Here is a 24545-nt window from a genome sequence, read left to right as displayed (position 1 = left end):
TGACGCGGCATTTTCCAAATAGCGAGTATTTTGAACGTTGCACGGCAAGAGAACTTCTGAATCATAAATCACTTGCATTAAGAAAAACTTGGCTTAGCCAAGTCCTTTTTTTTAACTATCTCGCTTTGGTTGCTCGCTTACCGCGGGCAGGAGGTGAGCTTTCTCGAACAGACAGTAATCTGCGGGGTTTCCCATGTCCTGCTCTTCCCGCAAGGCGCCAGCGCACCTTGCTGAATTTTTGTGCAAAAAATTTTGAAAAAGGGTGTCTCTAGCTTGAGACACCCTCCTGTGTTTATTGATCTTTTGAAACCATGGCTGTATCAATCGCTTGATTGACTTTCTTCGTCAAAATATCCGTCGCTTCCTGAAGCAGGTCGTTCGTTTCCACCTGCAGGCTTTGATATTGACGGACGATTGGTATGGCATCGAGCTCCGCTTGCAATGCATCAATTTTTGCTTCATTTCGTTTATACGCTTCATTTTTATGAAAATGAGCGAGATTCACCGATTCTTTCTGCAGCCGTTTGATCCGCTCAATCAAATCAGCTACTTTTTTATTCGCCGATAGTTTTTCCTCGGCTTGCCGATACGTTTGTACCTGTTCCAGATCGGCAATTTCCTTAGCTAAAATACGTGCTTCCTGCATGATTTCTTCCTTGGAATAGCCACTCATCGGCCGGCAACCTCAGGTTCTCGCTGCCAGTCGCCATCGAGCGACCATTGCTTGGCTTCAGTAATTTTTACTGAGACAAGCTGGCCGACTAGCGATTTCGGACCCGAAAAATTGACAACTTTATTGGTCCTTGTATGACCAGAAAGCACATTCGAATTTTTGCGACTTTCACCTTCGACAAGTACTTCGACGATTTTATCCTGATACTTAGCGTTACTTTCAGCGGAAAACTGATCGATTAAATCGTTAAGTCGTTGCAACCGCTCTTTCTTGACTTCCATCGGCACATTGTCTTTCATCCGGGCTGCCGGCGTTCCCGCCCTAGGTGAGTAAATAAAAGTGAACGCGCCGTCAAAGCGGCATTCACGAACGAGCGAAAGCGTATCTTCAAATTGTTCGTCTGTTTCATTCGGGAAACCAACGATGATATCGGTCGTAAAAGAGGCATTCGGCACAGCCGCTTTGATTTTATGAAACAGGTCCAGATAACGCTCGCGTGTATAGCCGCGACCCATGATTTTCAGGATTTCCGAATTACCGGACTGAACGGGCAAATGAATGTGCTCGCAGAGATTGCCACCCTTTCCGAGCACGTTGATCAAATGATCGTCAAAATCTTTCGGATGGCTTGTCGTGAAACGTATACGCGGAATGCCAATTTTGCGCATCTCATCCATAAGATTGCCGAGTCCGTAGTTTTCCAGATCTTTCAAATCTTTTCCGTAGGCGTTGACATTCTGACCGAGCAAAGTAACTTCCTTATACCCCTGGCGCGCCAAATCCCGTACTTCAGCAATGATTTCTTCAGGACGGCGGCTGCGTTCTTTGCCACGCGTATACGGCACGATACAATACGTGCAGAATTTATCACAACCGTACATGATATTAACCCATGCTTGGAAATGGCCGTGCCGCGACTGCGGCAAATTTTCGACGATGTCGCCTTCTTTTGACCACACCTCGACGACCATCTCTTTGCCAAAGAACGCTTCCCTTAACAGCTGCGGCAGGCGATGAATATTGTGAGTACCGAAAATCAGGTCAACCCACGGATATTTCTCAAGAATCTTATTGACAACAGACTCTTCCTGCGCCATGCAACCGCAAATACCGAGCACCATATCCGGTTTCTCGCGCTTCAATGCCTTGTATTTACCGATATGGCCAAAAACCTTGTTCTCAGCATTTTCGCGGATCGCACACGTATTAATTAGCAGAATGGCAGCCTGTTCTGGTTCCGATGTTTCCTCGTAACCCATTTCCTCGAGAATACCGGCCATCACTTCCGTATCGTGTTCGTTCATCTGACAGCCATACGTCTCGATCAGATATTTCTTCCCTTTACCGATTTCATGAATGTCATCAGGGATGCTGAAATCATTTATAATATGAACCGCTTCATGGCGGCGGCGTCTCGCGTCTTTCAGAGAAGGCGGCTGAAAATATTTTGAAAAATCAACGTTGCTAAGTTTTGAAGCAACCACAAGTAAACCCTCCTTGTTCCGCATGTCATCTCCTGATTATAGCAAATTCAGGGATTAATAGAAAGGAATCTATCTGCTCCCCTCAAGAGGGTCATGAATGTGTCAAGCGCACAAAAAAACCGCCCTGCATACGTTGCGAGCGGTTCAATAATTAAAAATATAACCTTTTCATCCATTAACAGGCTGCTTAAGCAATTCTTCAATTTTCTTTGCGATTTGTTCCGGTTTGACCGTCGACGCGTAACGTTCGACAACATTTCCTGTGCGATCAACAAGGAATTTTGTGAAATTCCATTTGATCGCTGCGCTGAGAAGGCCGCCTTTTTGCTCCTTTAAATAGTTATAGAGCGGGTCGGCCTCGTTACCGTTGACATCAATCTTTGCGAAGCGTGGGAAGGTCGTGTGATAGCGTAGCGTGCAGAATTGATTGATTTCCTCATTGCTCCCTGGTGCCTGATGTGCGAATTGATCACAAGGAAAGTCAAGGATTTCCAGACCCTTTGCTTGATAGTTTTCATACAATTTTTGAAGACCTTCATATTGCGGCGTAAATCCACATTGTGTCGCTGTATTGACGATCAGCAGCACCTTGTCTTTGAAGGCTGCCATCGAAAGATTATTGGCCTGTAAATCTTTGACTGTGTAATCATAAATACCCATCTAAATCATCCTTTCATTGTTCGCATCGTGTGGGGTGTTCCTCTGCAATACACGAGGTGCCATTTTCCATTTCGTTAATCTGTCGAGAAAGTATGACGTTTAGTTCTTGAATCTTATTTAAAGAGTCATGATAGCTCGCTTCACTCAATGCCATTTGATTCGCGCAGCCGAGGACCGCTTGCATGACTTCTGTTTGCTTCTTCTTTCCAAAATCCGTTAAGTGAAGGAGCAGCTGACGTTTGTCTACTAATGGCCGCTTACGAGTCACCCAGCCGTTCTTTTCGAGTCGTTTGAGTAACGGCGTCAAAGTATTGCTTTCCAAATGCAATTTCTGACCCAACGCACGAAGTGTAACTGCATCCTCCTCCCAGAGCGCGAGCAGCACCGCGTATTGTGGATACGTCAGCTGGAACGGAGCTAAAGCGAGTTGATAAAATTTATTGTACAATCGGTTCGCGTTGTATACGGCAAAACAGATTTGATTATCGAGTCTGATTGCTGACTGGTGAGCAGCCATCGCCGGCACCTCCTTTTTGCAGAAATTATCAATCGCGCACGACCGATTTGATGATTTAAGTATGCCATGAAATAAATGCTCGAGCAATTGATCTGCCCATCGCATATCCTGGTTCTCTATTTTGATAAAAGTTCCTCGATAAAGTGGTTTTTCGTACGCCCGAGATGACTTGCAGTTTCACTCATTATTGTTGCAATCGGTAATGCTCAAGTAATCTTAGGCTCTGATAGTCCGAGAGATTGAATGATTGCCACTGTGTTCTGCGTTCGAGCGTCCGTTCCCGGATCGCCAAATCTCTAGCAATCGTTTGGCGCACAGGACCGTTCCCCGTACCGATCAGACGAACAAGTTGAGGAACGGCATCATCCGATAAGCTGACTAGATAGTTACAATCAATTTTACCGGTTCGCTGATAACGATCGATATTGTTTTTCGCGATCCAATAATCAATATTGACGTAGTTAATCGCAACAATAAAAGTCAGTGCAGCCAAAAGAAAAAAGCGTACAATCCGCACCCTTGGCTGCCAGATACGATAAAGTGTAAACAGCAGGAGAAACGCCAAGAATAGCATAAAGGCATGGGTTACAAGACGCAATCGCGTGTAGCCATACATTTGCTCATAGACCGCCATTCGTGTGAACGCGGAAACAAGCATGATCAATGTGCAACCAATCAGCAGTGACTCTAGCCAAGCGACTGCAGAGCGTCTCTGCTTGTCAAAATAAAAGAGTGAAAGTAGCAGCGTCAAGTTAATGAGCGTCACAGCAACCAATTCGAAGAACCCATGGCGGGCATAACCGGCATACGTATACCCTTGCGGCAGCTTGCCGAATAAATACGAAAACTGTATCGCTGTAAAAATCAGATAAATCATATTGATAACTGCCAGTATCGTTAAAACAATGACTGAATCAAGCGTATCATTCGGTACTGCACCTGTCTTTTCGTTCAGAACAGTCCAAAACCATTGCTGCGGATGGAGAAGCGTCCACAAATAACTAAAGGAACAAACGGCAAGAATCGTCGTAAAAATCGTCTGACCAATCACAGAGCCAAGATTAAATGAATTGAATACTTGAGGAATCTGTCCAAGCAAACGGTTAAAAATCTGATCGGCTGAAGCAAGCAACGGTATAATGACCAACAATAAGGGAACGGTCAGTCCTATGCCAATCAATATCTTTATAAAGACACTGTCTGATCGCATATGAGATTTACGCTTAAGCAACTTACCAACCATCTGGAACGGCAACAGACAGAAAGCAAACGGACGATATAGGAAACCGAAGAGCAAGTCGAAAAGAATTTTCGGTGCCGTAGGAGCGACTTGATGCTCTGCCAAAAGTGTATGAAGCACAATTAAGAACGGCAGTAACATAAAGTCAAAAAGCCACAAAACACTGCTGCTGCGGATGAAAAAGCTTAATGCTAATAAAAAAATTGCTACAAGCAAAAATGGAACAGTTTTCGATTTGACATTTATCGTTCGATTGATGATACCAAAATACAGACTGTAAAATGCGATAATAAAGAGCGGTACAGAGAGTCCAAGATTTCTTTCATAAAAAAATTGATCGCCAAGTAATCCAAGGAGCACAGCGCCAATTAACAATTGTACATCGCTTTTCATAAGCAGATGCTTCTCATTAAAATTTTCATTCATCTTTTTTTTCATCAATCATTATCTCCTTTCTCTATACCACCCTGTTCCGGCCTATATTCCAGTAAATCCCCTGGTTGACAGTTAAGGACACGGCAGATCGCTTCTAGCGTTGAAAAACGGATTGCTTTCGCTTTGTTATTCTTCAAAATCGACAGATTCGCAGGTGTAATCTGTACGCGTGCCGCGAGATCGGTCGCACTTATTTTTCGTTTGGCCATGACAACATCTAAATTTACAATAATCGCCATTTTGCATCCCTCTAAATTGTTAAGTCATTTTCTTCCTTCACCATCACTGCCTGATGAAAGACTTCTGAAAGTACTAATGAGAAAAGTCCAGCAATAACAAAAACCATCGCGATAATGATCGTTAAGAACGAGTTGAAAAAAATGATTTTAACGATGTAGCCGGCTGTTATCAAAAATGAAGCGACCGCCATATGTTGCAGACTGCGTACATTTTCGATGAGGAACGGATCATGCTTGTTAAGTGTGTTGAATATTCGCCGCAATTCAAAGACAATCTCCAGTGCAAAAAATCCGGTGACATAAAGAAAAATAAGTAGGAACCAATAATTTTCGTTTGATTCCTCAGGCAACAAACGTTCGTACCAATTAACTGACCATGGTAAGCTCAGAAAAATCAATGCACCGCCGATAAAGATCAAATCAAGCAAAAGTTTGACCCATCCCGAGAGTCCTTTTTGATCCAAAATCAACATTTCATGCTCACCTCTACTTTAATTTTCACTTGAGATTATAGCATATAAATTATTGATAAGAAATAATTATTTATTGTTTTTCAACAATTTATTTATGTATTTCAATAAGTTATAGGCTAACGATTGCACATTTACTTTCAATCTTAATTTACGATAAAAGAAAATACAGACTCAAACAACGACTCATTTCGCCGCTTGAATCTGTATCTCGATAAACTTGACTCTTTATCTAAAAATTATTACGGCCATAAGAAATTTTATTCGATGCCGCATGCCTCGGCCAACAACTCAACCAAATGCATGGCTTTCATCCGATCTTGTAGCCGTTCCCGCTCAATGCCGACGCGCATCTGCAACAAGCAGCCAGGATTGGTTGTGACAATCACATCCGGATTCTGCTTTTGGACATCTGCCATTTTCACATCAAGAATCTCCATCGCTGGTTCATAATTAATCAAATTGTAGATACCTGCTGACCCGCAGCAGAAATCAGGATCATCCAGTGGATGAAAAGCGACCCCGTCCAGTTTTTGAATTAAACGGATAGGTTCATTGACAACTTTTTGCACATTCGTCATATGACAAGATGGTTGAAGTGTGACCCGGTAATTGAGCGTCTTTTTTAGTGGCAAATCCAGTTTCGCCAGCAAAACACTAATATCAATTGAATGTTGTGAAAAACGCTCAGCGCGCGCTTTCCAATCCGGTTCATCTGCAAAAAGTTGTGGATATTCACTGAGCATGGCACCGCAACCGCCAGCGTTATTAATAACAAAATCCGGTGCTTCAGCCTCAAAGGCTTCGATATTGCGCCGCGCAAGCTCCTTGCTCTCTGCTCGACGACCGCCGTGCAGATGAAGCGCCCCGCAGCAGGTCTGCTTTGGGGGGATGACAACCGAACAGCCGCACGCTATAAGCAACTTGACACTCATATCATTGATTCGACCGAATACAGCATCCATGACGCAGCCGTTGAAAAATGCAACCTTATAATTAGCCGCTGTTTCGTTTTTCACATGCTCAGCCCGATGCATACCGCGGACGTGAACGTCAGGCGTCGCACGTTCGAATGTTTCCAGATTTTCTGGCAAAAGTTTTGTCAAATGGGTGAGGTGTGCCAAATTTTTTAGCCCCGACTTTTGATAAAACCAGAGCAGACTCCCTGCAACAGCCATGACTTGGTGCTTTGGAAAAATCTGTTTATAGAATAAATTCTCTTCTAATCTTTTGAGCAAAGAGCTTGCATCTTTTTGTTGCTCAAACAGGGCCTCTTTTGCTGACTCGAGGATTTTTCCGTACGGAACATTTGTTGGACAGACTCGCTCGCATGCCCGGCAGCCAAGACAGAGATCGATTGGCTCGCGGATAGCTTCAAGCGGAATTTTCTTTTCAGCAGCCATTTTAACGAGATTGATTCGCCCGCGCGGTGACTGTGTCTCTTTGCCCATCGTTTTATAGGTGGGACAGGCGGGCAAACAAGTGCCGCATTGAATGCAGCTAAATGTTTCATCATAAGCGAGTTTATTTGCCGGATCATCAGTCATTCCGATAACACCAGCTTCACACCGGGCTCGGGAAATATCTTGCCGGGATTCAGAATATGGTTTGGATCCCAAGCGTGCTTGATCCGCTCCATCATATCGAGTGTTTCTTGGGAGAACTCTTGAGCCATGAATGCGCTTTTCATGGTTCCGATACCGTGCTCACCAGAAAGCGTGCCACCCAATTCAAGCGCTGCGGAAAATATCGCCTGAATTGCTTGCTCAACGCGACCCATTTCTTGTTTATTACGCTTATCACAGATGATATTCGGATGTAAGTTTCCGTCGCCAGCGTGCCCGAAAACGACGAGATCAATTTTGTATTTTTCCTTGATTTGCTGTAGTCTCCTGCAGAACTCTGGAATTTTACTGCGCGGAACCGTTGCATCCTCGGAAATTTTCGTTGGTTTATGACGAACAATCGCTGGCGAGACAAGTTTCCTCGCCTTCCACAGTTCTTTTGCCTCTTCTTCGGTTGCCGCATCTTTCACTTCTCTTGCGTCCAGTTGTTTCGCGATTTCTTCGATCTTCAGCATCTCTTCGTCGATAGCAGCTGGATGACCATCCAATTGAATAAGCAGAATCGCCTCGCTGTCAATCGGCAGCCCAAGTGGACGATATGCTTCCACTGCCCGAATCGACGCCTGATCCATCATCTCGATTTTTGACGGAAGGATGCCGGAAGTCAAAATCTTTGTCACCATGCGTCCAGAATCGACAAAATGATTAAAACTGACCATTAGCGTGCGTGTGGCTGGCGGTCGTGGAACGAGACGAAGTACCGCTTCAGTAATGATGCCAAGTGTTCCTTCGGAGCCAACGATCAGTTTGGTTAGATCATAACCGCTGACATTTTTAACCGTCCGTCCGCCCGTGTGGATGACCTCGCCTTGTGGCGTCACCACTTCAAGACCAATCACGTAATCTTTAGTCACTCCGTATTTCAGGCACCTTGGTCCGCCGGAATTCTCAGCCAGATTGCCGCCGATCGTCGAAAAGTGCGAGCTGCCTGGATCGGGCGCATACATCAGTCCATAGGCTGCGGCTGCGTCGTCAATCGCTGCTGTAATGACGCCTGGTGACACGATAGCGACAAGATCTTCCGGGTCAATGACCAGTTTCTGATTCCATTGAGAGACATCGAGCACGATCCCCCCTTTCACCGGCAGCGGACCACCGCTGAGGCTAGACGCCTGTCCCCTTGGTGTGACCGGTAATTTATAACGGTTCGCCAATTTCATCACAGCCGCTGTTTCTTCCGAAGACAGAACCTGTACCACGAGATCGGGTCGGTAGAAGCCAAACGATGCATCATAGCCGTAACTAAGCAGGTCTTCTTCACGGGTCAGCAATCGTTTCGGGTCGCGAATCACTTTTTTCAGATTTTGCAACACTGCTTTCGGCAGGGTCATTATTTTTCACCTCAAAGAACGAATGATTGGTTTTGTTTACTGACAATGATAACGCTTACTTTCTGATTTCGCAAAATATACGTTTATTTCAGTCACAACTTGCTTTATCGATTGATCAGGCGTAAAAAGATAGGATATGAAAAGAGAGCGGTCTCTATTCCCGCTCACTTTTCCTTTAGCTGATTTTGGCTTCGTATAGCCTCTAGGATTGCCGTGTTCAACTTTTTCTCTTTTACGTGACGTACTGCCTTTCTTCTGAAGCAATCCTATTAAGTTAAGAAAATATTTACCTGGGTTCCACAATAAGTTTTATCGCGGTTCGTTCTTCGCCGTCGATCTGGATATCTGTAAAGGCAGGAATGCAGATCAAATCGAGACCGCTCGGCGCAACGAACCCTCTGGCAATCGCGACTGCCTTCACTGCCTGATTCAGGGCGCCGGCACCAATTGCCTGAATTTCAGCTGTTTTTTGCTCCCTCATCGCATGTGCAAGGGCACCGGCAACTGAGTTGGGTACTGATTTTGCTGATACTTTTAACACATCCATAACTTTTTGTCATCTCCTTATAAGGATTGCCCATAACTAACTATATTCTTATAAGAGATGACTATTCCTGTCCGTTTTCATTGCGACCCTGAATCCTTTAATCGAAGAATAGATGGTCGTCGTTAATCAGAATGCGTTCGATTTTTGTCGTCCGGCCGCTCTTCTCATCGACAGTCAGCACGACAGCACCAAGTTGCCCAGGACCAGGCGCTGCTTCAAAGCGAACTGGCAGTTGCGTCAGAAAACGACGTGTCACTGCCTCCCTATCAACACCGATGATACCGTTATAAGGACCGGTCATCCCAACATCTGTCAGATAGGCTGTCCCGTTTGGCAATATTCGTTCATCCGCTGTTTGGACGTGGGTATGGGTGCCGACCAGGCCTGAGATTCTACCATCCAAATGCCAGGCAAGCGCCAATTTTTCACTGGTTGTCTCTGCATGAAAATCAATAAAAATGATCGGTGTCGTTTTCCGAGCCTCTCGAATCAACCGCTCAGCTACCCGGAACGGATCATCTAACGAAGGGAGAAAAACACGCCCCTGAAGATTTATTACGGCAACCTTTGCCGATCCGGCAGGTACGATGCAGAGGCCAGTACCCGGCGTGCCGTCTGGAAAGTTCGCCGGCCGCACGAGTTTCGCCGCGTCATCAATAAATTCAAACAGTTCACGGTTATCCCATGTATGATTACCCATGGTCAGAATATCTGCACCATTTTCAAGCAACTGATTATAAATTTTTTTCGTAATCCCTTTACCATGTGCGCTGTTTTCCGCATTCACAATCGTCAGTGATGGCTGATATTTTTTCTTAAGACGTGGCAAATAATTGGCGATCATTTCCCGCCCTGTCTGCCCGTAAACATCGCCTACAAATAATAACTTCATCTTTTCACTCTTTTCTGAAATAATGCCGGTATTTTTTTAACCGTTCGCTAACGGCATGAGAAAAACTTGGCATAGCCAAGTCCTTTTTTAACAATTGCGCTTCGGCTGCTCGCTTGCCACTGGCGCCGCGTGTCTCCTCAAACAGGCAAAAGTCTGCGGGGTCTCCTGGCACGCTGTTCCCGCAGGCGCCTCGCGCCTCGCGCCTCGCGCCTCGCGCCTCGCTGCATTTTTGTGCAAAATCTTATACATACCTTCTTAACGTAAAATAAAAGACAGCTTGCGCCGCCTTTTATTTTGCATATTCAACTGCTCGGGTTTCACGGATAACCGTCACCTTTATATTGCCCGGATAGTCCAATTCATTTTCAATTTTCTTCGTAATATCGTGTGCCAGCTGGAACGACTTGGCATCGTCAACAATATCCGGCTGCACGATGATGCGAATTTCTCGTCCGGCCTGAATCGCATAAGACTTTTCAACCCCTTCAAACGACTCAGAGATTTCCTCAAGCTTCTCAAGTCGATGGATATAAGTTTCAAGTGTCTCACGCCGTGCCCCCGGCCGAGCGGCAGACAAAGCATCTGCTGCCGCAACGAGCACGGAAATCACCGAAGTAGCGTCTGTATCGCCATGATGCGATGCGATGCTGTTAATGACAACCGGATGCTCCTTGTACTTTGTGGCAAGTTCAACACCAATTTCAACATGACTTCCCTCAACTTCATGGTCGATCGCCTTGCCAATATCGTGCAAGAGTCCTGCGCGACGCGCCAGCGTTTCATCCTCGCCAAGCTCTGCTGCCATCATGCCTGCAAGGAACGCGACCTCAACCGAATGTTTCAACACATTCTGACCATAGCTCGTCCGGAAGTGCAAACGTCCAAGAATCTTAATCAGATCCGGATGCAAACTGTGAATTCCCACCTCGAAAGTAGTTTGTTCACCGTAATCGCGAATCTTTTCATCGACCTCGTGACGGGATTTTTCAACCATTTCTTCAATTCGCGCCGGATGAATCCGTCCGTCCTGTACCAATTTTGTTAATGAGATTCTTGCAATCTCGCGTCGAATTGGATCAAAGCCGGAAAGAATCACTGCTTCCGGAGTATCATCGATGATCAAATCAATGCCCGTCAGTGTTTCAAGCGCACGGATATTTCGACCTTCGCGGCCGATAATCCGTCCTTTCATCTCATCATTCGGCAAGTTGACAACAGAAACTGTGGTTTCTGCTACATGATCTGCGGCACAGCGTTGGATAGCAAGCGACAGAATGCTCTTCGCTTTCTTCTCCGCCTCATCCTTGGCCCTTGCTTCAATCTCCTTGGCCATCTGAGCTGCCTCATGTATCGTCTCTTGACGAACCTGATTGAGAATCCATTGTTTGGCTTCCTCATTCGTCATGCCGGAAATCCGTTCAAGTTCGGATTGCTGTTTTTTCAGCAATTCCTCCACTTTGCTTTCCATCTCTTCAATTTGCCGATTCTTCTTGCTAAGCGCTTCCTCCCTTTTCTCCAATGAACTCTCTTTATTATCAAGAGACTCGCTTTTTCGGTCCAGTGAATCTTCTTTCTGTACCAGGCGGTTTTCCTGCCTCTGAAGTTCATTTCTGCGTTCACGGGCTTCGCTTTCTGCCTGAGATCTAAAAGAATGAACCTCATCTTTCGCTTCCAGAAGAGTTTCTTTTTTCAGAGCTTCCGCATCCCGGCGCGCATCATCGAGAATCTGGCGTGCGGCATTCTCAGCAGAAGCAATTTTCGCCTCAGCAATTTTTTTCCGGTAAAAGTAACCTGCAAAAAGACAAATTACGGAGAGAAGCAAAATGGAGATGATCGTCAGTATACTGCCCATCATTTCACCTCCTTGCTTTCCCATATCGTCAATAGTAAAAATCAAACACTTTTACTTTTGAGGTGCTTTACTGAAGTGACGCCAAAGAAATAAGTTTCGTGTCACGTTTCCCATCCCTCTCTACGCGGCTGAAGCGCAAAGTATGACGAGTGAATTACAGGCAACGGTTCTATTTCTATTACGCCGCTTAATCAAGCACAGAATGGCAGAAAAATTTACATTTTCGTTGGTCAGTAACTTTATAGTTACAGTTTTATTTTATAGTTGCGTATATAGGTTGTCAACCTCAGCTACTTTCAGGCAGGCAAACGTTTTCTTTATTGTCTGCCCGCATCACGAGAGTCCCATCGGATTCTCCAGTACAAAACGCAAAAATGCCGGTTTCCTTACCTTTCGGCGTCAGAATCCGGCATACTGTAGCTTGCTATTCATTAAGTTGTTCAATTAATCTTGATTTTCATCATCCAAAACAGGTGTATCCGCGGGAACCGTTTCGCTCTCCGCCTCGTCATCCAAATGGAAATGTTGGCGAATTTGCTGCTTAATCGTTTCTTTGATCTCGGAGTTTTCTTTTAAGAAAAGCTTAGCATTTTCACGTCCCTGCCCAAGTCGTTCTTTATTGAAAGAGTACCAAGATCCGCTTTTTTCGACGATATCGAGATCCGCACCGATATCAAGGATTTCGCCTTCCTGTGAGATACCTTGACCATACATAATATCGACTTCCGCCTGCTTAAACGGCGGCGCAACCTTGTTCTTGACAACTTTAATTCGGGCACGGTTGCCGACAATATCATTGCCAATTTTCAATTGTTCCGCGCGGCGGACTTCCAGACGAACCGAAGCATAGAACTTCAGCGCGCGTCCGCCCGGAGTTGTTTCCGGATTGCCGAACATTACGCCGACTTTTTCACGGATCTGGTTAATAAATATCGCTGTTGTCTTCGATTTGCTGATGACACCGGATAATTTTCGCAGCGCTTGGGACATAAGACGTGCCTGAAGACCCACATGTGCGTCGCCCATCTCACCTTCGATTTCCGCCTTTGGCACAAGCGCGGCAACCGAGTCAATGACAATAATATCGACTGCGCCGCTTCGAACGAGCGCTTCAGCAATCTCAAGCGCCTGCTCACCAGTATCTGGCTGGGAAAGCAGCAATTCATCAATATTAACGCCAAGGTTCTCTGCATATACAGGGTCAAGGGCATGCTCAGCATCAATAAATGCAGCCTGACCGCCGCCCTGCTGTGCTTCTGCAATGGCATGAAGCGCAACGGTTGTTTTACCTGAAGATTCCGGCCCGTATATTTCAATAATGCGTCCACGCGGATAACCGCCGACACCCATCGCTATATCCAAAGCAAGAGAACCGCTCGACACAGTGGATACCCGCTGTTCCGGCTGTTCACCAAGTCTCATGATTGAGCCTTTGCCGAATTGCTTTTCAATTTGACGTAGCGCGTTGTCCAACGCTGCTTTTCTATCGTTCTTTTCCACCATTGCTTCGATTCATCTCCTTTTACTTCCTGATTACATGATAACCTATTTTTATATTAGAAACAAGTGTTCGCCAAACATTTGATCGCTTTTTTAATCCTTAACGTGCAGTGGCAGATCACTTAGCTGACGACGCACCAGATCATAACCCGTTTTGGCCGACTGAATCCTGATCTTGCTTCGCGTACCGCTAAAACTGAATCGAAAGCTCTTTGTTTGCTGCTTATCGGAAATGCCGATGAAAACCGTACCGACCTCTTTACCTTCACTCTTGTCTGGTCCGGCAACACCGGTAAAACTAACGCCAATCGAAGTCCCGCATTTTTCCCGAACAAGCCGGGCCATTTGTTGCGCACAAGAAGCGCTGACGGCGCCTTCTTCGTTCAGAATAGGCTCAGGAACACCAAGAACGGCTGCTTTAACTTCATTTGTGTAGCAAACAATTCCGCCTTTCAGCACAGCAGAAGCACCGGGAAAGGCGGTTAACCAGTCAGCAGCCATGCCGCCGGTCAGACTTTCAGCAAAGGCAATTGTCTGTTTCTTTGCTGTCAGTAGACGGAACACGACTTCAGGCAGCGACTCTTCATTGTATCCGTACAAATAGCTACCAACTCGTATTTTTATTTTTTCCTCAGCTTGATCCAGCATCTGTATCGCCATTTCCTTCTGCGGATGTTTGGCTGTCAGTCGCAGCGTCACCTCACTCTCTTTGGCAAGCGGCGCGATCGTTGGGTTGCTTTGCGCGTCAATCAAATCTAATAGTTTCGTTTCCAACATGGATTCGCCAATACCGAAAAAGCGCAACACACGTGACTGAATGTGCTCATTATTGCGACGAGTAAGATAACCACGAGCAAAATCGAGAAACATCGGTTTCATCTCCGACGGAACGCCTGGCATCAGCAAATAGAGGCGGCCATTTTCTTCGGCGATCATGCCCGGCGCCATGCCGTGTCGGTTAGGCAAAACCGTGCTGTTTTCAATAACAAGCGCCTGTTTCTTGTTGTTTTCGGTCATCACGCGTCCGGTTTTCTGAAAAAAATCCAGAATACTATCCATTGCTTGCTGATCCGTGATAAGTTGCCGGTTTAATGCATGCGCGACTGTTTCCTTGGTCAAATCGTCACGAGTGGGACCAAGCCCGCCGGTAAAAATCAGCAAATCCGCGCGGGATTCTGCATGGCGCACGGCCTCAAGCAGGCGGCCTTCGTTGTCCCCGCAAACAGTATGAAAATAAACATTGACGCCAAGCAAGGCCAGTTGTTCCGAGATAAATTGAGCATTTGTATTGGCAATCTGCCCGAGCAACAATTCAGAACCAACAGCGATAATCTCTGCATTCATCTGTCTAATCTCCTTTTTAAAGGAATCTTGCAAACTATTAATCCTCGACATCTAGCGATCCCTTTTCATTATCGGACAAAGCCCTATCGCATGGCAATTGGCAGGCTTTATTTTGAACGAAATACAATGGCGCGGTTTTTATAAAAATAATCGAATCCGGAAACAATTGTCAGCATCACGGCGATCCACAAAATGATCAAATCAAGCGGAAATCCTTCTGCCCCGAACGGGATATTATGAAGTAAATAAAGAATTATCGCTACCATTTGCGAAAATGTTTTCCATTTAGCAATCTTGCTCGCTGCAATCACAGAACCTTCTTCAACAGCAATCTGCCTCAGTCCAGTAATGGCAAATTCCCTTGCTAGGATCACGATGACCATCCAGGAGGGCATCGACCCAAGACCTACGAAAGCGACGAAGGCACTCATGACAAGCAACTTATCTGCGAGAGGATCCATCAATTTGCCGAAATTGCTGACCAGATGTCTTCTGCGGGCAATTTGGCCATCCAACCAATCGGTAAATGAAGCCAAAATAAAAATCAGAGCGGCATACAGATGGGCGACCGGCAGCTGGTAATTGCCGTAGCCGATCACGCCGATTTTGAACGGCGCGAGAAGAAGAATGAGAAACAGCGGAATCATAATCATCCGCGAAACCGTCAATTTATTGGCCAAGTTCATCATGCAGTTACCTCTCTTTTAGAGATTTATCGTGAAAAAAAGAGCCGCCGCGTTCCGGCGGGCTCTCCCGAATCCACAATTATTTGCTGAAATTAATAACAATATACTGCACAGTCGATGTTCCTGGAAACTTAAAGGCTTTTCCATTGATTTTCATCGACGTATTCTGCACACTGCCAAATTGAATTTGTACAGATTGCATAGTCGATGCATCAAAATGATAGCTTTTCTTTGTTGCGGCGCTCATTGTTCCCCCAACAATCTGTTTGCCTGTTTTCGCATCAGTTGCCATAAACCAAGCGTTTTGGCCCGTTTTGGTCGAAACCGTAACATCGAACTTTGTCGTTCCCGTCAGCGTATACGTGAAGTGATTGCCTTGTGTTTTATCAAGCTTCAACTGTTGATTCAATGCGGATGATGATTCGCTCGATGCTGTGCTTGACGATGCGGTGGACGAGGATGAAGCAGCTTTCTTCGAACTGTTTCCCTTGAAAGAAACCGATGTTCCGGCACTCTGATGTGTGGACTGGCTACTTGAGGCACCACCCATAACATGACTGAGAAGAATGTAGACGAGCATCAGGACAATGAGAACAATAACAACAATTATCGCTTTGTTCAGAATTGAAGACCAATTTTTCGGCACGGGGATGGGGCGCGCGCGCCGGATCGCTTTCATTCCTGGTTCATCGCCGCCTTCTGGAGGCACCGTATGTATTTCCGATGCTTCTTCATGCTGAATTTTCGGTAATTCATTCCCGTATTCTTCAACAAATGCGGCGAAATCAAAGCCGAGTGTTTCCGCATAACTTTTGATAAAAGCGCGCCTGTAAAATTCACCAGGTAACTTATCAAAATCCCCTTCTTCAATTGCCTGAAGATAGCGTTTTTGAATCTTGGTCTCTTCCTGCAGCTCATCGAGAGTAAGCCCTTTTTTCTCACGTGCATCTCTCAGCGCCTGACCTAGTTCACTCAACTTAAAACACCTGCCAATATAATTTGCAACCTGTCCATTTCTGTCGGCAATTGTATTTTTGCTTTCTAACCGAAAAACCCAAGATGACTGACGTTCGGAAAACAAAAGCTAAGTAAGACCTGCCACATACTCATTGCAGGCAAAACATGGACTTCTATATAGTAATATTATCATAAGTTGTCGATTTTAACGATACAATCGAAAAGAAAACTTCATACAACCACAAGCGTGCTCATTAAATTAATTCACATTGTTTTGAGTGTAAAAAAAGAGATGCAACGCATCTCTTCTTGTCCTTTGATTCATTGTTACTGCTGCGTTTGAAATTTTTTATCAGAAGTGACCAATTGCAGCATCAACCGCGCCAACACTTGCCGTTCTGTATCATTGGCAACATGCCAAAGATCGGACAGTACGCGCTCCTGATCCGTTTTCGGATCTACATTTTTGCTCAAATAATCGCCGATTTTTTTTGCAAATCCGGTAATTGTCTGCTCATCAATCCCTAAGTTCTCCGCCTGAACCACTTTATCGCCAAGAAAACTTTTCCAACGTTCCCAGTTTTCCAAAACGGACATGCCAAACACCCCTTTTTCGGATCTCTGTTTATTTCTTCAATGCTGATGTCGGATCTTCAGTAAATCACTCGAAAGCATCGCTGAAAAAAAAAGAGTTCTAAGTGAAACAGGTTTAGGTTGGCTTCGAACTGCGGACCTTATTCAGGAAATTCCTGCAATTCAGCAATACCAAGCACCATTAACCGACAATACTTGTCCGTTGATATAAGCAGCATCGCGGCTGACCAGAAATTGAACAGCAGCGGCAATTTCATCGGGTTGCGCAAGACGTCCGGCCGGAATCTCTTCGGCTACCTGCTTCAATTCTTCTGCACTGTAACAGGACAACATCGGTGTATCGACCGCGCCCGGTGCAACGGCATTAACGGTAATACCGCTCGACGCCGTTTCCTTGGCAAGCGCTTTGACCAAGCTGATCTGCCCACCTTTGACCATTGAGTACAACACTTCTACTGCCGCACCGGTGAGCCCCCAAATTGATGAGATAAAAATAATTCGTCCGAAACGGGCGCTAATCATTGGATCAATTAATCGTTGAGCAATCTGAAACGGGCTGATCAGCGCCAATTGCACCGCCTGCTGCAGCGCTGATGCGGGCACATCCTGAAACAAGCCGACGTCGCTCTTGCCGCAATTATACACAAGGCCGTCAACTGTGAAAGCTAGCTGTTTCAAAAGCGCAGACACGCCTTCTGAACGTGCCAGATTAGCTTGAATACATAAAAAATCCTGGTTCGGGTATTGAGTCGCCAAGTCATCGGCAAGCGTCCGCGCCTTTTGCTCAGCTGTATTAAAATGCAGATAAAGAGACGCTCCTGACGCGGCAAGTCTGCGGGCAATCGCCTGTCCAATTGCCCCGCTAGCTCCGGTCACAAGAATTCGCTGCATGAAATAATCTCCAATCTCGATTAATGAACATTCGTTGCCTCGTCGCTTGGCTTCGGCACGAGCACGTTGCGCGGCTTGCTGCCTTCATATGGGCCGACAATATGCCGCTCTTCCATTGCGTCAATCAGACGGGCCGCCCGAGTATAGCCAATCCGAAAACGACGCTGAAGCATGGAGACACTGGCTGTCTGCATATTAGCAACAAGCTCGACCGCCTGATCAAAGAGCTCATCGTCAACATTCGCAGGATCTGGTTCCGCTGCGTTCCCAGTCGGTATCATATCTTTCCGATAATTCGCTTTCTGCTGGCTAATCACGTAAGAAACCACATGTTCCACTTCGTCATCAGATAAATAGGCTCCTTGAATACGCACTGGTTTTGATGCGCCGATCGGCAGAAAAAGCATATCCCCTTTTCCTAATAACTTTTCAGCGCCGCCGGAATCAAGAATCGTCCGCGAATCCATCATCGAGGACACACTGAAAGCGATCCGCGACGGAATATTTGCTTTGATCACACCGGTAATGATATCAACGGATGGGCGTTGCGTGGCAATAATCAAATGGATGCCTGCGGCGCGTGCCATTTGTGCGAGACGCGTCACAGTTTCTTCAACATCCTTAGAGGCAACCATCATCAAGTCGGCAAGTTCATCAATGATGACAACAATATAAGGCATAAATAATTGTTTCTCTTCATGGTCAGCGTTATAGCGCCGAACCATTTCATTATAGCCCTCGAGATTTCGCGTGCCGCTCTCAGAGAATAATTCATAGCGCCGTTCCATTTCGCCGACAATATTTTTCAAGCCTTGAGCCGCCTTACCCGGATCAGTGACTACGGGTGTCAGTAAATGCGGAATACCATTATAGACATTAAGTTCAACCATTTTCGGATCGATCATAAATAATTTAACTTCACTCGGTTTGGTCCGCATCAACAGGGAAATGATAATACTGTTAATACAAACACTTTTACCGCTACCCGTTGCGCCGGCAACAAGTAAATGCGGCATTTTATTCAAATCGGAAAGAATCGGTTCGCCGGAAATGTCGCGCCCAAGCCCGACCGTCAATTTAGAATGCGCTTGATGGGCGTTTTTCGATTCCAGCACTTCGCGCAGCCCAACCATTGCAACTTCCTGATTGGGCACCTCGACGCCAACCGCTGACTTGCCAGGAATCGGCGCCTCAATACGAATATCCTTCGCCGCGAGCGCGAGTGCCAGATCATCGGATAAATTCAATATTCTGCTGACTTTCACGCCGGCTTCAGGGTACACTTCGTAACGCGTGACAGCCGGGCCAAGATGTACTTCGCGGACCGCTGCGCGAACACCAAAGCTCTCAAAGGTCCTCTCAAGTGTCCGTACATTTTCCGCAATGTGCTTTCGTTCATTATTTTGCGCGTTTTTACGTGAATTGTTCAACAGGTCGAGTGGCGGCAGCTGATAATCGGCGTTTTCAATTGCACTTTTCGTAAAGTCCGGTGCAAAGCTATCATCCGTTGCCTCATTCTTGACCGATTCATCTGCGGTCGATGTTGCCGGATACGGATCAGTCACCTGCGTCTGGCGCTCATTAAAATCATGAATTTCCGGTTCTTCTTCTGTGAATGGTGAAACACTTTCTTCAGCTGGATAGGGATCGGTCGCTTGTGGCTGTTTTCGCGGTTTTTTCTTTTCTTTTTTCACAAATAATTGTTTCATCGACTGACTACTTTTCGCACCTAATCGTTTCAGGCTCTTTAAAAAACTGCCGAACACCTTCCGACCAATATCACCGAGCGATCGACCGGTTATCAAAATGCCTGAGACGATGAAAAGAAAACCAGCCATAAAACGTGTACCAATGGTCGCAAATAGATAGTGAAAAAAAGCGAAACCGATCGCGCCAATCATTCCGCCACCGAGACCAAAATGGCGAACTGTGCCAGATAACTCTTCTTTATAAAGAAGAAATGTATTGTAAATAACTGACCGATTCTGCCAGTCGTTGACGGCCGATAATTTTTCAAATAAACGAATATGGCTGACGAGCATTAAAGCAAATGAAAAGAGATAGATACCGCTTAGACGGCGGGTGAAAAATTCCGGCTGCTTGCGATAGAAAATATAATAGACAGAGAGCGCCAGTAAGAGCAGCATTGGAATAATCCACCAATCGCCGGTAAAGAAACGGCTGAATTCTTTCAGCACTTCTCCGGCCATTCCCAGGCCGCTGATGCCGATACAGGTCAGCGCAAACATGGAGAGGCCGCCTACCTCATAGATTAGTACCGTCCGCCATCCTTTTTTCGCCCGTGTATTCTTTCTTTTCCCCATTTATTCAAGCACCTCATTTTTTTGCTAAACCGTCTAAAAAAAGTAAAGTGGCTGTCCCGCATCCTGCGATTCTATTAGTTTGGAATCAGCTGTCACTCTCGCAAAATTTTCGTATAGTTATATTATAGTATAAACCATATTTTACTAAACGCTAAAAAATTAAAATCTGTTCAGCTGCTACACGTCGATGATATTCTGCGATTTAGGCTTGATCGCATTTGCTAGCAACACGGCGGAATCACTTAAAGGGAATAAAAAATCCGGACCTCTTTGGGCCCGGATTTTTTAAAATTCCATGATAATTGGCAATATCATTGGACGGCGTCTGGTTTTATCAAAAAAGTAACGGCTTAAAGCATCCCGTATACCACTTTTTAGCGATGACCACTCAGAAACATGTTGTGTCAATGCTTTGGACAGCACTTCTGACACGATTTGATTAGCCTGATCAAGCAGGTCTTCCGACTCTCTTACATAAACAAATCCGCGGGTGATTATCTCTGGACCGGCAAGAATTTTTTTATTCTTACGCCCGAGCGTCACGACCACAATAACCGTTCCGTCTTGGGATAGGAGCCGGCGATCGCGGAGAACGATATTGCCGACATCACCAATGCCTAGACCGTCAACGAGCAGTTGACCAGCCGGAACCGTATCAGATTGTCTGGCTTCGCCATTTGTAAACGTAACAACATCGCCCTTATCGAGCAGAAAAACGCGTTCAGGCGTGATTCCCATTGACTCAGCTAGCTCCTGATGGGTTTTCAGCATTTTGAATTCCCCGTCGATTGGCAACAGATATTTCGGACGAACAAGCTGAAGCATCAGCTTGAGGTCTTCAGCAGATCCATGACCGGAAACATGCACGCTTTTACCGAAAACAACCTGAGTCCCTTCGCTCATTAGCTGATCAATCGCATTGGTTACCGTTTTCTCATTGCTTGGCGTAAGCGATGCCGCATAAATAATCAAATCATTTTCTTTAAAGCGTAAACGTTTATTCAAATGATTAGCCATACCGGTAAGTGGGGTGAGTGGATCGCCGTCAGGGCCGCTGGTAACTATCGCCAGTCCCTGAGTCGGTATTTTCGATGCCTTATCCCAGGAAAGCACACTGTTTTCCGGCAGAACAAGGAACCCCTCTTTAACAGCAATTGAAATAACTTTCTCCAAATATTTGCCTTCAAAAACAATTTTCCGCCCATGTCGCACGCAAGCCTCGACAAACTGTTGAATCCGGTACAAGTTGGTTGCGTGAACGGTCATAATAACCCGTCCGGCCGCGGAGTACAGCAGGTGATTGAATCTTTCGCCGATTTCAGCATCTGAAGGCGCTTTTCCAGGCAGTTCCGCATGTTTGCTGTCGCCGAGCATGCAGAGAACGCCCTCATCTCCGATTTCTGAAATTTTGCTGACATCCGTGCGATAGCCGCCAACCGGTGTGAAATCAAATTTATAGTCACCGGTGTGGACAATATTACCTTGCGGCGAATGGATCGACAAACCGATGGAATCAGGGACACTGTGATAGGTCCTGAAGAACGAGACTTTACATGATCCGATCATCAAATCCTGTTCCGGCTGTATGGCGATAAATTGTTCTCTGTTAAAGTTCTGTCCTAATTCTTTCAGCGCTTCTTTGACTAATGCCAAGGTCAGCCGCGTCCCGTAAATAGGAACAGCCAATTCTTTAAACAGGTATGGAAGGCCGCCGATATTGGCTTGGTGCCCGTGTGTCAATAAGACTGCTTGTACTCTGTCCCGGTTTTCAATCAGATAGCTGATATCTGGAATCACCGTGTCAACGCCAAGCATATCTTCATGCGGATGCATCAAACCAGCATCGACCACATAAATGTCGCGATTTATTTCAATGACTGTCATATTACTTCCGATTTCCCCAACGCCGCCCATTGCATAGATTCTGACGCTGTTCTGTCTCGAATGTGTCAATGGGCATTCCTCCTATTCAGTTGAGCAGTCATCGCTTTTGACCCGAACTAATCATTGCTTTTATTATAACCAAACCTCATCTTAATGTACAATTATAAATTGGATAAATCGTCCATAAGGCAAAATATGAGCGGTTTCGCATGAGAAAAATTGAAAAACCGCCAAATCATTATTTGCATCAACTATGCTTCGGCTACGCACTTGCACCCGCTCGTTAAAAAAGCTCGAAACGGTTTTGTTTCTCCGTTTTGAGCTGTATTAACAGTTAGGCGAGCTGCTCGTGCTCAACCGATATGCAGACTTCGGACGAGACACGTGCCGCCTCCCGAACGGCTTCAGTAATTTGCTCCAATGTAAGCGACGGTACGTCCGTGTTCATTGTCTGCTCCGGCAGACAGGGGACATGCAGGAACCCACCCAAAATTTTTCGTCGCTCCATTTTCTCAAGATAGTTCATTAAATGATAAAACACATGATTGCAAACGTAACCGCCAGCCGAATGCGAAAGGCTAGCGGGAATACCGATTTGACGGATGGCGCCAATCATCTCTTGATACGGTAATGTGGATAAATAAGTATCGGGACCTTGGGGCAGAATGACCGAATCTGTAAACAGATGGCCAGCATTGTCAGAACACGAGCTATCGCAATAATTATGCGCTTCTCTCTCCGGTGTGATCTCGGCACGTCCTGTAGCCTGCCCGACTGCCAGGACGATATCCGGTTCAATAGCGCGAATGGAGGCGATCAGGCGTCTAGCTGCCCCGTTAAACGTAACCGGCAATTGCGTGGCCAAAAGTGTTGTATGATTTGACAATTGGACGCCGTCCAAACGGCGCACAGCCTCCCATGATGGATTGACCCAATCTTTTCCAAAAGGTGCGAAACCACTCAGTAGAATTTTCACGACGTAACCTCCCAGATGATTTCAAAATACATACTCCCTTTTAACCATTGGCGATGGCTGTGCATTGTGTCGTTTATTTTTGAATTTTCTTTATATAAACGCTTTCATTTATTATTTCCTATTATGCCATGCACGACAGCATGAATCAATAGTTGAAGTGTCATTGCGGCATTTTCGTAAGAAACAACCTTTCGCTTAGCTCAGTCCGATAAACAATGGCTAATCTTTAGTTTTTCTCACGCTTAATTTTTCTAAAATCTTATAGATGTATAAGCGCATTCAGAAAAACTTGGCATAGCCAAGTCCTATTTTTAACAATTGCGCTTCAGCTGCTCGCTTGCAGCGGGCGCCGCGCGTCTCCTCAGACAAGTTTGAATCTGCGCGGTCTCACTTGACTCGCTTTTCCCGCAAGGCGCTAGAGCACCTCGCTGCATTTTTGTACGAAAAGCCTTATACTCTCTAAACTCAAAACCGCCACCCTATGAAAAGGGCGGCGGTTTGCAGCATATAATTGCTGGTTTCCTCAATCAATTGACAGAAGACGTTTCGCCAGTATGAAACTGATTATAAATTGACGTCAAATTAGCAAATTCCTGCTCTGTTAATTCTACCATCGGCAGGCGTACACTACCTACTTGGACTTGTTGGGCGTTCAGCATGGCTTTGACTGGGGCCGGGCTCGGTTGAGCAAACAACGCGCGCATGAATGGCAACATCGACCGATGCATGGCAGCCGCATGTGTTAAGTCACCTTTTAGAAAGGTCTCGATCATCGCTTTCAATTCTGGTCCGATCACATGTGAAGCAACCGAAATCACGCCTTGACCGCCGATCGCCAAAACTGGCAGTGTCAGGCCATCATCGCCGCTGTACAAGTGAAAATCATCATCCGTACCGCTGATAATTTCCGCCATCTGATCGAGATTGCCGCTCGCTTCTTTAACGGCCACAATATTATCAATTTTTGACAGACGAATTGTTGTTTCTGCCTCAATATTAACTTTTGACCGACCGGGAATATTATAAATGACTACCGGAACAGTCACTGCTTCAGCAATTGCTTTATAGTGCGCATAGAGTCCAGCTTGATTCGGCTTGTTATAGTAAGGCGCAACTGCCATTACAGCATCGACGCCAAGTTTTTCTGCTTCTTTTGAAAATGCGACAGACTGTGCCGTGTTATTGCCGCCTGTACCGACAATCACCTTTGCCCTTCCATCGACAACGCGAACGACATGTTCAAACAATTTCAATTTTTCATCTGCTGTCAACGTTGGTGATTCACCGGTTGTTCCTGCAACGACAATCCCGTCCGATCCCGTTTTGATCAGATGCTCCACGAGTTCTGTCGTTCGAGACAGGCTCACTTCACCGTTTTCATCAAAAGGTGTAACCATTGCTGTCAACATTCTGCCAAAATCCAT

Annotated in this window: 22 protein-coding genes; all 22 read right to left on the bottom strand. The window is 45.8% G+C overall.

All coding sequences use genetic code 11. The features are described from left to right. Positions 1 to 292: 292 nt before the first annotated feature. Complete coding sequence (locus JOC27_RS02320) at positions 293 to 673, bottom strand: YlbF/YmcA family competence regulator (RefSeq protein ID WP_205005393.1); 381 nt, start codon at positions 671 to 673, stop codon at positions 293 to 295. Then, positions 670 to 2181 (bottom strand): tRNA (N6-isopentenyl adenosine(37)-C2)-methylthiotransferase MiaB, encoded by a 1512-nt coding sequence (gene miaB / locus JOC27_RS02315; protein ID WP_205005392.1) that lies wholly within the window; start codon positions 2179 to 2181, stop codon positions 670 to 672. The genes JOC27_RS02320 and miaB overlap by 4 nt, the downstream gene beginning before the upstream one ends. A gap of 144 nt (positions 2182 to 2325) precedes the next feature. Beyond that, complete coding sequence (locus tag JOC27_RS02310) at positions 2326 to 2817, bottom strand: glutathione peroxidase (protein WP_205005391.1); 492 nt, start codon at positions 2815 to 2817, stop codon at positions 2326 to 2328. A 13-nt stretch (positions 2818 to 2830) separates the two neighbouring features. Continuing rightward, on the bottom strand, positions 2831 to 3334 hold the full coding sequence (locus tag JOC27_RS02305) for a MarR family winged helix-turn-helix transcriptional regulator (protein WP_205005390.1): 504 nt from the start codon (positions 3332 to 3334) through the stop codon (positions 2831 to 2833). Positions 3335 to 3518: 184 nt separating this feature from the next. Then, positions 3519 to 5012, bottom strand: a complete 1494-nt coding sequence (locus JOC27_RS02300; protein ID WP_205005389.1) for a DUF4153 domain-containing protein — start codon at positions 5010 to 5012, stop codon at positions 3519 to 3521. After that, the gene (locus JOC27_RS02295; RefSeq protein ID WP_205005388.1) at positions 5012 to 5248 is read right to left on the bottom strand and encodes a helix-turn-helix domain-containing protein; all 237 of its coding nucleotides are present in this window, start codon (positions 5246 to 5248) and stop codon (positions 5012 to 5014) included. Before JOC27_RS02295 ends, JOC27_RS02300 begins: the two co-directional genes overlap by 1 nt. An 11-nt stretch (positions 5249 to 5259) precedes the next feature. Then, positions 5260 to 5721 carry a DUF2975 domain-containing protein gene (locus JOC27_RS02290; protein ID WP_205005387.1) on the bottom strand — a complete coding sequence of 154 codons (462 nt, stop codon included), beginning with the start codon at positions 5719 to 5721 and terminating at the stop codon, positions 5260 to 5262. A 257-nt stretch (positions 5722 to 5978) separates the two neighbouring features. Further along, entirely contained in the window at positions 5979 to 7265 is a 1287-nt protein-coding gene (locus JOC27_RS02285) for a (Fe-S)-binding protein (protein WP_205005386.1), read from the bottom strand. Continuing rightward, a complete protein-coding gene (locus JOC27_RS02280) occupies positions 7262 to 8674 on the bottom strand; it encodes an FAD-binding oxidoreductase (RefSeq protein WP_205005385.1) in 1413 nt (470 codons plus the stop codon). Before JOC27_RS02280 ends, JOC27_RS02285 begins: the two co-directional genes overlap by 4 nt. 286 nt (positions 8675 to 8960) lie before the next feature. Then, on the bottom strand, positions 8961 to 9221 hold the full coding sequence (locus tag JOC27_RS02275) for a stage V sporulation protein S (RefSeq protein ID WP_205005384.1): 261 nt from the start codon (positions 9219 to 9221) through the stop codon (positions 8961 to 8963). Between the two features lie 97 nt (positions 9222 to 9318). Next, the gene (locus JOC27_RS02270; protein WP_205005383.1) at positions 9319 to 10113 is read right to left on the bottom strand and encodes a TIGR00282 family metallophosphoesterase; all 795 of its coding nucleotides are present in this window, start codon (positions 10111 to 10113) and stop codon (positions 9319 to 9321) included. 289 nt (positions 10114 to 10402) lie between these two features. Beyond that, positions 10403 to 11965, bottom strand: a complete 1563-nt coding sequence (gene rny, locus JOC27_RS02265) for a ribonuclease Y (RefSeq protein ID WP_415641010.1) — start codon at positions 11963 to 11965, stop codon at positions 10403 to 10405. Between the two features lie 444 nt (positions 11966 to 12409). Then, complete coding sequence (recA, locus tag JOC27_RS02260) at positions 12410 to 13468, bottom strand: recombinase RecA (protein ID WP_205005381.1); 1059 nt, start codon at positions 13466 to 13468, stop codon at positions 12410 to 12412. Positions 13469 to 13558: 90 nt separating this feature from the next. Then, positions 13559 to 14809 (bottom strand): competence/damage-inducible protein A, encoded by a 1251-nt coding sequence (locus JOC27_RS02255; protein WP_205005380.1) that lies wholly within the window; start codon positions 14807 to 14809, stop codon positions 13559 to 13561. Between the two features lie 107 nt (positions 14810 to 14916). Then, positions 14917 to 15495 carry a CDP-diacylglycerol--glycerol-3-phosphate 3-phosphatidyltransferase gene (gene pgsA, locus JOC27_RS02250; RefSeq protein WP_205005469.1) on the bottom strand — a complete coding sequence of 193 codons (579 nt, stop codon included), beginning with the start codon at positions 15493 to 15495 and terminating at the stop codon, positions 14917 to 14919. 79 nt (positions 15496 to 15574) lie between these two features. Beyond that, positions 15575 to 16471: a helix-turn-helix domain-containing protein gene (locus JOC27_RS02245; protein ID WP_205005379.1), complete on the bottom strand. Its 897-nt coding sequence runs from the start codon at positions 16469 to 16471 to the stop codon at positions 15575 to 15577. A gap of 308 nt (positions 16472 to 16779) precedes the next feature. Then, the gene (locus JOC27_RS02240) at positions 16780 to 17049 is read right to left on the bottom strand and encodes a DUF3243 domain-containing protein (RefSeq protein WP_205005378.1); all 270 of its coding nucleotides are present in this window, start codon (positions 17047 to 17049) and stop codon (positions 16780 to 16782) included. A 159-nt stretch (positions 17050 to 17208) separates the two neighbouring features. Then, positions 17209 to 17937 (bottom strand): elongation factor P 5-aminopentanone reductase, encoded by a 729-nt coding sequence (gene ymfI, locus JOC27_RS02235; protein ID WP_205005377.1) that lies wholly within the window; start codon positions 17935 to 17937, stop codon positions 17209 to 17211. Between the two features lie 20 nt (positions 17938 to 17957). Further along, on the bottom strand, positions 17958 to 20261 hold the full coding sequence (locus tag JOC27_RS02230) for a DNA translocase FtsK (RefSeq protein ID WP_205005376.1): 2304 nt from the start codon (positions 20259 to 20261) through the stop codon (positions 17958 to 17960). Positions 20262 to 20546: 285 nt separating this feature from the next. After that, positions 20547 to 22214, bottom strand: a complete 1668-nt coding sequence (locus tag JOC27_RS02225) for a ribonuclease J (RefSeq protein ID WP_205005375.1) — start codon at positions 22212 to 22214, stop codon at positions 20547 to 20549. 265 nt (positions 22215 to 22479) lie between these two features. Then, positions 22480 to 23121 (bottom strand): pyroglutamyl-peptidase I, encoded by a 642-nt coding sequence (pcp, locus tag JOC27_RS02220; RefSeq protein WP_205005374.1) that lies wholly within the window; start codon positions 23119 to 23121, stop codon positions 22480 to 22482. Between the two features lie 527 nt (positions 23122 to 23648). Continuing rightward, the gene (gene dapA, locus JOC27_RS02215; RefSeq protein WP_205005373.1) at positions 23649 to 24545 is read right to left on the bottom strand and encodes a 4-hydroxy-tetrahydrodipicolinate synthase; all 897 of its coding nucleotides are present in this window, start codon (positions 24543 to 24545) and stop codon (positions 23649 to 23651) included.

This window comes from Sporolactobacillus spathodeae, assembly GCF_016908935.1.
Taxonomy (GTDB): Bacteria; Bacillota; Bacilli; order Bacillales; family Sporolactobacillaceae; genus Sporolactobacillus; species Sporolactobacillus spathodeae.
Note: the sequence above shows the minus strand (reverse complement) of the source record. Positions and strands in the feature narration are given on the sequence as shown.

What these genes read in the sequence shown, in the direction of transcription:
- JOC27_RS02320 (WP_205005393.1), bottom strand. Translation starts at nt 673, where the DNA reads ATGAGTGGCTATTCCAAGGAAGAAATCATGCAGGAAGCACGTATTTTA.
- miaB (WP_205005392.1), bottom strand. Translation starts at nt 2,181, where the DNA reads ATGCGGAACAAGGAGGGTTTACTTGTGGTTGCTTCAAAACTTAGCAAC.
- JOC27_RS02310 (WP_205005391.1), bottom strand. Translation starts at nt 2,817, where the DNA reads ATGGGTATTTATGATTACACAGTCAAAGATTTACAGGCCAATAATCTT.
- JOC27_RS02305 (WP_205005390.1), bottom strand. Translation starts at nt 3,334, where the DNA reads ATGGCTGCTCACCAGTCAGCAATCAGACTCGATAATCAAATCTGTTTT.
- JOC27_RS02300 (WP_205005389.1), bottom strand. Translation starts at nt 5,012, where the DNA reads ATGAAAAAAAAGATGAATGAAAATTTTAATGAGAAGCATCTGCTTATG.
- JOC27_RS02295 (WP_205005388.1), bottom strand. Translation starts at nt 5,248, where the DNA reads ATGGCGATTATTGTAAATTTAGATGTTGTCATGGCCAAACGAAAAATA.
- JOC27_RS02290 (WP_205005387.1), bottom strand. Translation starts at nt 5,721, where the DNA reads ATGTTGATTTTGGATCAAAAAGGACTCTCGGGATGGGTCAAACTTTTG.
- JOC27_RS02285 (WP_205005386.1), bottom strand. Translation starts at nt 7,265, where the DNA reads ATGACTGATGATCCGGCAAATAAACTCGCTTATGATGAAACATTTAGC.
- JOC27_RS02280 (WP_205005385.1), bottom strand. Translation starts at nt 8,674, where the DNA reads ATGACCCTGCCGAAAGCAGTGTTGCAAAATCTGAAAAAAGTGATTCGC.
- JOC27_RS02275 (WP_205005384.1), bottom strand. Translation starts at nt 9,221, where the DNA reads ATGGATGTGTTAAAAGTATCAGCAAAATCAGTACCCAACTCAGTTGCC.
- JOC27_RS02270 (WP_205005383.1), bottom strand. Translation starts at nt 10,113, where the DNA reads ATGAAGTTATTATTTGTAGGCGATGTTTACGGGCAGACAGGGCGGGAA.
- rny (WP_415641010.1), bottom strand. Translation starts at nt 11,965, where the DNA reads ATGGGCAGTATACTGACGATCATCTCCATTTTGCTTCTCTCCGTAATT.
- recA (WP_205005381.1), bottom strand. Translation starts at nt 13,468, where the DNA reads ATGGTGGAAAAGAACGATAGAAAAGCAGCGTTGGACAACGCGCTACGT.
- JOC27_RS02255 (WP_205005380.1), bottom strand. Translation starts at nt 14,809, where the DNA reads ATGAATGCAGAGATTATCGCTGTTGGTTCTGAATTGTTGCTCGGGCAG.
- pgsA (WP_205005469.1), bottom strand. Translation starts at nt 15,495, where the DNA reads ATGAACTTGGCCAATAAATTGACGGTTTCGCGGATGATTATGATTCCG.
- JOC27_RS02240 (WP_205005378.1), bottom strand. Translation starts at nt 17,049, where the DNA reads ATGTCCGTTTTGGAAAACTGGGAACGTTGGAAAAGTTTTCTTGGCGAT.
- ymfI (WP_205005377.1), bottom strand. Translation starts at nt 17,937, where the DNA reads ATGCAGCGAATTCTTGTGACCGGAGCTAGCGGGGCAATTGGACAGGCG.
- JOC27_RS02230 (WP_205005376.1), bottom strand. Translation starts at nt 20,261, where the DNA reads ATGGGGAAAAGAAAGAATACACGGGCGAAAAAAGGATGGCGGACGGTA.
- dapA (WP_205005373.1), bottom strand. Translation starts at nt 24,545, where the DNA reads ATGGATTTTGGCAGAATGTTGACAGCAATGGTTACACCTTTTGATGAA.